Annotated in this window: 5 protein-coding genes; all 5 read right to left on the reverse strand. The window is 65.2% G+C overall.

Features of this window, described 5'->3' with window-relative positions:
- On the reverse strand, positions 1 to 1,021 hold a 1,021-nt coding region (locus MJ797_RS24975; protein ID WP_239341909.1), incomplete at its 3' end, for a transposase domain-containing protein.
- A gap of 139 nt (positions 1,022 to 1,160) precedes the next feature.
- A complete protein-coding gene (locus MJ797_RS24980; RefSeq protein ID WP_239341911.1) occupies positions 1,161 to 2,951 on the reverse strand; it encodes a hypothetical protein in 1,791 nt (596 codons plus the stop codon).
- Positions 2,952 to 3,109: 158 nt separating this feature from the next.
- Positions 3,110 to 3,841 (reverse strand): class I SAM-dependent methyltransferase, encoded by a 732-nt coding sequence (locus tag MJ797_RS24985; protein ID WP_239341913.1) that lies wholly within the window; start codon positions 3,839 to 3,841, stop codon positions 3,110 to 3,112.
- A gap of 70 nt (positions 3,842 to 3,911) precedes the next feature.
- Positions 3,912 to 4,940, reverse strand: coding sequence for a TauD/TfdA family dioxygenase (locus MJ797_RS24990; protein WP_239341915.1), 1,029 nt, complete (start codon positions 4,938 to 4,940; stop codon positions 3,912 to 3,914).
- A 739-nt stretch (positions 4,941 to 5,679) separates the two neighbouring features.
- Positions 5,680 to 7,350 carry a transposase gene (locus tag MJ797_RS24995; RefSeq protein ID WP_239341917.1) on the reverse strand — a complete coding sequence of 557 codons (1,671 nt, stop codon included), beginning with the start codon at positions 7,348 to 7,350 and terminating at the stop codon, positions 5,680 to 5,682.
- Positions 7,351 to 7,383 lie beyond the last annotated feature (33 nt).

The raw sequence follows: 7,383 nt of genomic DNA on the forward strand, positions 1-7,383 counted from the left end.
CGTGTTCCCATCTGTGGTGATAGCCCCCGGCCAAGGCGGTCGCGGGCGCTTCCCGCGGGTCGAGGATGGTGGTGATCAGGGCGATGACGTCGTGTTTCCCGTCGCCTTCCCGGTCGGGGACGTCGTACTCGACGAGGCGGGCGTAGCGGGCTTTCGCCGGGTCCAGCGGGGTGCCGGCTCGGGCAGCGGACAGCAGCGTGTCGCGCGCCTTTCCGGCGATCTTTGGGTTGATCAGGACGGTCAGGTAGGAGCCGTCGGGTAGTGCCTTCAGCGGGGGCAGGCGCAGGGTGGCCTTGACCCGCCACAGCAGCGCCGCGCCGGTGTCCGCGGCCGTGCACCAGTCCGTCCAGGAGGAGAAGTTCCGGTCGGCGAGCAGGAGCCAGTCGGACTCCAGCCGTGGGTAGAGGCTTCGGGCCAGCGCCTGCTCGCTGGCGACCTTCGTTCCGCCGGCCGGGCCGAGTTCGGCGAGGACCACCGCGTGTGAGGCGCACTCGGACACGGTCACCGCGCGGACCTTCGGCAGCGCCCCCGGCGCGTCCTGTCGGCCGGCTGGCAGGCCGAACGCGGCGATGTTCTCCTTCGAGGCCGGCGCGTCCCACTCCAGCCCGTCGATGCTCATCAGCCGCCACGGGCCGAGGAACGCCCCGAGGGTGTCCAGGTCCGCGACCGGCCCGGCGACCTGACAGAACAGTTCCGCCAGCGGCGCCGAGCCGAGCCGCTGGCGGGCCCTGGTCAGCCCACCCGAGGTCGGTTCCCACGTCGGCGAGGTGACGTCAAGGTCGTTGAGTGTCCCGGCCAGCCGGCGTGCGACCGCCTCGTAGTCGTCGTCCGCGAACAGCGCCAACGCCATCACGAAGTAGGCCACCACGTGCGGCGGGATCGTCGCGTCGCTGCGCTTGGCGCCCTTCCCGGTCGCCTCGATCGCCTCGTCGACCGCGTCGCGGGACACGAACGACGCCAGGACCCCCAGCGAGATCCAGTCCGTCAGCCGGCCGTCCGCCACCGCCCCAGTGTCCGCCACACCTTCTGATCATGCCGCTAGCCAGGCAGAACGACCGGAACCGACACACCAGGCACGGTAAAGATCCAACTAGCGTCAGTGGCATTGCCCGAAGCCGTGACGGCGGTGAGGCCTGGTGCCGGCCATGTAAGTCGAACCTTCAGCCGTCTTCGACCGTACCGCCGTCGCAGGCCAGTCTCGAAAGCATCCTCACGTTTCTGGGCGAGAGGAGCTCACCGAAGAAGCCGCTGACCCGCGCGATGAACCTAGCCGTCGCCGGAATAGCGGCTTGCAGCTCGCTTTCTGTCCAGAGATAAGGAACGAGCGGGGCCGGGCAGTCGAAGGTGCGTCGGCTGATCAATGTGGCGTCAAGCCCCACGCGAATCCAGCCGATATAGCGCGCGGAGCCCGGGGGGACCAGATTTCGGTCGAGGTTCATCGGGTGTGGAAGATGGCGTAGCATATCCTTGCATGGTTTAAAAATATGGGCCACAAAAATAACAAAGGAGACGAGATCAGAAATAAAGCGCCGAGTTTCGATCGGCGGTGCGCCGTAAAGGAGACTAGCAATTCGATCCTCGTCTGTGTCCCCGACGAACAGAAGCCTCTCCGCGACGTCCGGTTCGCGTGCGATCAACGTGGCTACGCTGGCGCTGACGTACGAGTAAGGAAGGCCCCATACGTCGTCAAGCATGTGCTTCCGGGCATAGACACCACCCAGTAGCCTGTCGGCTCGGTGAGTGGGGCGCAACTCGAATGAGCTGTCCCAGTTGCGCTCTTCCTGAGGGCCCACCCGGAGCACCGAACTCTCGGTGAGAGAATCTAAATATTCATGTTCGGCGAAATAGTAGCCGAGTGATGTTGGGTCGAGGAATGGTGCGACCCCGAGTACTCCCTTCATCGAGCTGATGAGATAGGCCCGCTCCTTGCCCGAAGCGTCGTCCCGGCCGTAACTATTTCGGCAAATGAGGTTGAGCAGATAAGTCACCTCACCTCGACCACTGACTCGGGCGTCGGCGACTTCGGGTAGTTCTTGCCGGATGATGTGCCAGGCCTTCGCAGAGACTTCCCGCACCGAGATGACATCGTCGGCGCAGTCTCTCGACTCGACGTCGAGGACCCGCGCCTGAATTCGCGGGCTGGTGGGATCGGACCTGGCCCCCGATAGGAGGGCGAAAAAGTGTCTGCGCCGCAGCGCCTCACTGGTGACCAACTGCAGGCGATCGGCGGGTGGGTAGAGCGAAAGCAGGCGGCTTGTCGAGGAGTTGGTCGAAGCCCGGGATGGCCCCTGAATGCAGTAACGCAGCTCCCGAATGCGGAACGTCGTGGCGACAGCCAGGTCCCGACCGATCGCGGCAAGCAGCGACAGCCCCTCACCGCACAGGCTTAGCGACTGGAAAGCCAGTGCCAGGTTGAATCGGCCGTCAACTCCAGAGAGAACAGCGCGGTCATTCCAGAACGACACGAGCTCGTTGTCCCGCAGGATCCGCTCCGGATGCACGCAGATCCATCGTGCTAGGATCTCTGACGACAGCCGGCGCGCGGCGCGGCCGCGCATGGGAAACGGTTGAGATGTGAGAATTGCCTCGTGTAACCGGTGTTGGTAATTTGCGCCAGGCCGGCGGGCGTTTTCTGAGGCGACCCCGTCAAGAAATGAGATCAGTTTCCTGTGGTCGGCGCCGCGTACCTGGCGGACGAAGTGAAACGTGCTGATATCGGGTTCGGGCTCAGCCGGATCTATCCAGATCAGTACGTCCAAGCCATGGCTGTCGTAAAACTCGGCGCAGGATTCAGGCAAATCCGCATCGGCCTCGGCGTCCCGCCCGTCGATGATGACCGCGGTATATTTCTTCGAGTGAGATGCGGCCAGATCCTGCAGAGCGGCGCCAGGGCTCAGGTATACAGTCACGGGTCGGCCGACCGAGGAAAGTAACTTGGTCAGCTCCGCCATCCGCGAGGAGTCCGGTGATGCTGACACCACGAGGACTGCCTTGTCTCGGGATCTGGTCATATCTCCCTCAGGGCAGTTGCGGAGGGCACCGGTGACGTCGTTTCTCCACGTGCATCTCCTGGAAGGACCGCGGCGCGATCTCTCGCAGCTCCACAGTGTTACTTTCGGGCGACTACTAACACGCGGTGCTGTGATGTCTCGATTCCCCGCTTAGTCATGTACTTTTCCCCAGTCCGGCGAAGGGAGTCGGCGTCCGAGCTGACGTCGAAGCCACGCACGGTCGGCGTCTGGACAAGAAGCTGAACGAGGCCTTCGAAGGAATAGTATGTCTGCCAGAAGCCGGAGCGCACGGATACCGTCGAGAACCATTGTGCGAAATCCGCTGCGAACTGGCGTTCCCGAGCGCCGTCGGGCAGCGAAGTATACCTCCCTCGGGGCCCGTCTTCGTCGGAACCGAATTCGAGCTTGATATTGTGTTTGTCGCGCTCGCCGACGTTTTCGACGATGGCAAGACCGCCGGGTCGCAGCACCCGTGACAGCTCCCTGGCATTGGGCGGCGAAAGCATCGCGGTGGCGACGTCAAAGAAGCCTGACTTCAACGGCAGCGCCTCGGCTAGCCCACCGACGACGGCGAGGTTCGCGGTCTTATTTGTTTCGATGTTGCGGCGTGCTCGTTCACGCATCGATGGATTGGGTTCGACTCCGACCGCGAACCTCGCGAGCGGGCAGAGGGCGATCGTCTTATAGGCGGTCCCGCAACCGCTGTCCAGCAGGAGACTCTCCGGTTGCAGGACGGCAGCGAGCTCGTCGTGAAGATACCACGGTCGACGGTCTTCATCACCTCGAATTATAGGGTTCTCATAGCGACCGGAATAAAATTCTGTAGTCAAGACATACCTCTCTGGACCGCTGCTGTCCCCGGCGCCGGGCTCGTGGCACCGGCGCTCACCGACCATGACGTCATGGTCGTGTGGTGATCGTATCGTGCCTTGCGATGGACGGCCGTCTCGTCCAGTGCGGCCGCAGCTCGGCAAATTCGAAGCAGGCTGGGCGTTCGGTGATCAGCGGCGTCTTGAGCCATATCCGTTTCAAATGGCGGATCTGACCGGTCTCGGGTCGGTCCACGTACTCGCTCCGGTCATGGATAATACGGTGGTTATTGACGAGCTGTATGTCCCCGGGCGCTAGATCGATTCTCACGGATGAATGCGCGTCGTTCGCCATCTCTTCAATGAGGTCGAGGCCGCGCATAGCCAAGTCGGTCAATCGATCGGCGTCAGGGAATCGCTGGGCGGCGAGGGTGTAATCGCGGACAAAGCGAGTGAAGAGTCGGCCGTTGAGCTCGGCGAATACGGGCATACAGTACCACGGCGAGTGACCGGGTTGCTCTTCGCCCCGAAAGTCCATCGGCAGCGGCCGGTATAACTCGGTGAGGATGTCGGGATGGCCCTCTGCCATTCGGTTGTGGATGTGCACGGTGTCCGCTAATAGAGATGTCCCGCCGGTATGCGCCCTCACAAGGCACAGTAGCGCCGTCACATCGGTCGCGTCCGAGTGAAATCCGAGCCTACTGCCACCGATCTCGTTCGCTCGCGAGGTCGGGTCGTCGAGCGACCTGCCATGGTCGGTTACGTCACCCAGCAAGTGTCCGTGCCGGTTCTGCGGGGACAGGCGCCCAAGATGGCAGCAGAGGCCCCAGAACAACATGTAGAGATCTTCGCGGGAATAACGCTCGGTGTCGACGCCGCGCAAAACCGCGAACCCCCTTCCGTTGACGAGCCGCTCTCCTATGGTTGCGAGCCACGGCGCTACGGTCGGCAGCGGGAAGTGCTTGGCAGTAACGTTCACCAGGTCGATTCCGCGTTGTCTCACCGCGCGCACCGCCTGGTCGATCTCGTTGAGTTGATGCTGACTAAACTGGTCTATCCAGCTGGCCGAATCACGGAGGTCTGCGGCCTGCCACTCGAGGTTCGGTTGAAGCTTGCGCACGCCAGGATCCTCCCTAGGGTCGAGGCTTGGACTCGGTCGGTTTCAAGAAAAGTCGCTTCGCGATCGAGTGGCGAGTTGACGGCGTGGATTTTGCGGCCGTGCAGTCCGGTGTCGCACCAACGGTGAGAGTCCGCAGCCGGTGGCGCCGGTCGGTCGAAGGGCCCGGGAGTTCGTTGAGACGGGAGGCGTCCGCAGTGTTTACTATGGCGAAGATACTCTGCGGTGACGGCTGCTGTCTGGACTTAGACCCCGTTTCACAAAGATTCGCCAACTGCGGCGTATCATACAGGGATCCACCCGGACAGGCGGGTAGAGCCCAGTCGCCATGAGCGGCGAGGTACTGACACGAGGAGCTGTGGACACGGCTCGCGCCGTTGCTGCCGGTTCGGCGGCGGCGCTTCCGTTTGGCAAATAGTAATCGCGCGCCTCCGCTAATCGCGACCAGTACAGGTCGCACTTGGCCACCGCAACGATCAACCAGATCCCGGCAGTCGGCGTCGCGCGCCCTGCCCATGCATCAGTCAGCCGGTTGCATAGACGGTCGAAGTCGTCGAACTCCTGTGCGAGGTCGCGTGCCCCCAGGGCAGCCTGCAAACTTTCGCGTCCTGCCCCAAGTTCTGCGCCGACGGTCGCGCGGTCACTTGAGTCCCAGATCGTATTATTACCGAAGCAGACTGTGTAGATCACTCCAGTCGGATATGGGGCTCTCCGCAGATCATCGGAGGTTGTGTTCGGCTGACTACGCTGTGATCGTCGGTGCGGTCACGGTGGGTCGCCAGGGTGCGCGGGCGGCACGCGACGCGGTGTAGCGGGCGCGGCGTTGCTGGTCGGCGACGTTGGTCATCCCGAACCCCACCCTGTAGATCAGCTTGGTCAGTCGGTTGATCCCCTCGGCCGCGGCGTTGGTGATCCCTGTGAGTACCCCGGCCGTGATCTCGTCGCGCCACTGGTCGATCGTCTCGGCGGCGGTGACGAGTTCGGGGACGTCGCGGCCGAACGTCGCGACGTGGTCGAAGAACCGGTAGAGGCCCCGGGAGATGTCGGTGCGGGTGGTCGCCCGGCCGGTGCGGGACGGGGCGAGCGCGAGCAGGCGCAGCAGGTGCTGCGCCGCGGTCCAGGTGACGCGCAGGTCGTGGGCGGCGTCGGGATCGTGCTCGGCGAGCAGGGCGAGCACTTCGTGGATCTTCTTCAGGCCCCGCTCGGAGAGCCGGAGCGGCCCGTACCCGAACAGGTTCTTGTACCTGTACTCGGGGTCGGTGGCCCGGCCGCGCCGGCGGCGGACCTGACGCGAGACACGTCGGCGCACGTCAGCGACCATCTTCACGATCAGCTGGGCGACGTGGAACAGGTCGGCGATCACGATGGCGTCCGGGAGCGCGGCGCGGGCGACCGCGCGGTAGGTGTTGGACAGGTCCGTGGTCACGCACTGGATCCTGGCGCGCCACTCGGCCGGCTGCGCGAGGATCCACGCGACCGCGGGCGCCTTCTTCCTGGTCTCGACGGCGCCGAGCAGCCCGTTGCCCCCGGTCGAGTCGTAGAAACTCGTCGTCCACCGGTCCGCGTCCTGGACCGACGTCCCGGTCACCGGGTCCCGGTGCCAGCGCGGCCGGCCCCGGCAGTGGTCGTCGATCCCGAGGACGCGGATGTCGGGCAGTATCCCGAACACCGCCTGGAACCGCCGGGGGGCCGCGACTTGCGCGGGCGCGGCGTCGGGTTGCTTGACCGTCGGGTCACTCTCGGCGACCGGCGGGCCGCTGAGCAGCGTCGACGCATCGGTCGCGTCGGCGTCCCACCCGGCAGCACGACGATTGGCGAGGAGGTCGTCGGTCGGTTCGCCGTCCGGATCGTCCCCGTCGTCGGGGTCGTCGGGGTCGTCGGTGAGCCCCGGGTCCGTGGCGGTCGCGTCCGCGAGCACCGCGGCGAGCGCCTCACCGACCTCGGCCGGGTCACCGGTGTGAATCCCCTCCTTCTGCGCCAGGGCGACGAACGCGTCGTGGACGGTGTGCCAGGCGATCCCCGCCCAGCGGGCGACGGTGCTGACCGGGAACATCCCGTCCCCGACCAGGTGCGCGACCAGGTCAAGCGCGGCGAGGGTCACCCGCCCGCCCGGGGCGGCGAACGCCGGGTCCTCGACGAACCGTGTCCGGGAGCAGGCGGTGTTCTCGCAGGCCAGCACACGTTTGTGCAACGTCACCCGCAGCGGGACCAGCGCGAGGTGCGCCGCGGTGTGCGCGGCGCGTTCCCTGACCCGGACGGAGGCGGTGCCACAGCCCGGGCAACACGTCACCGTCCCCGGCGCGGCGAGCACATGCAGCGTCGGCGAGCCGTCCGCCTCCCACTCCAACGTGTCCACCACACATCCGGCCAGCCCCAGCAGCGCGGCGACCCCGACAGCCGTACCCTCGAACACGACGCACCCGTCTTCTGGCGATTACGGACCTTA

Source organism: Protofrankia sp. CiP3 (genome assembly GCF_917627345.1).
Classification (GTDB): Bacteria; Actinomycetota; Actinomycetes; order Frankiales; family Frankiaceae; genus Protofrankia.

Coding starts and splice junctions, on each gene's coding strand:
- MJ797_RS24980 (WP_239341911.1), bottom strand. CDS start 2,951: ATGGCGGAGCTGACCAAGTTACTTTCCTCGGTCGGCCGACCCGTGACT.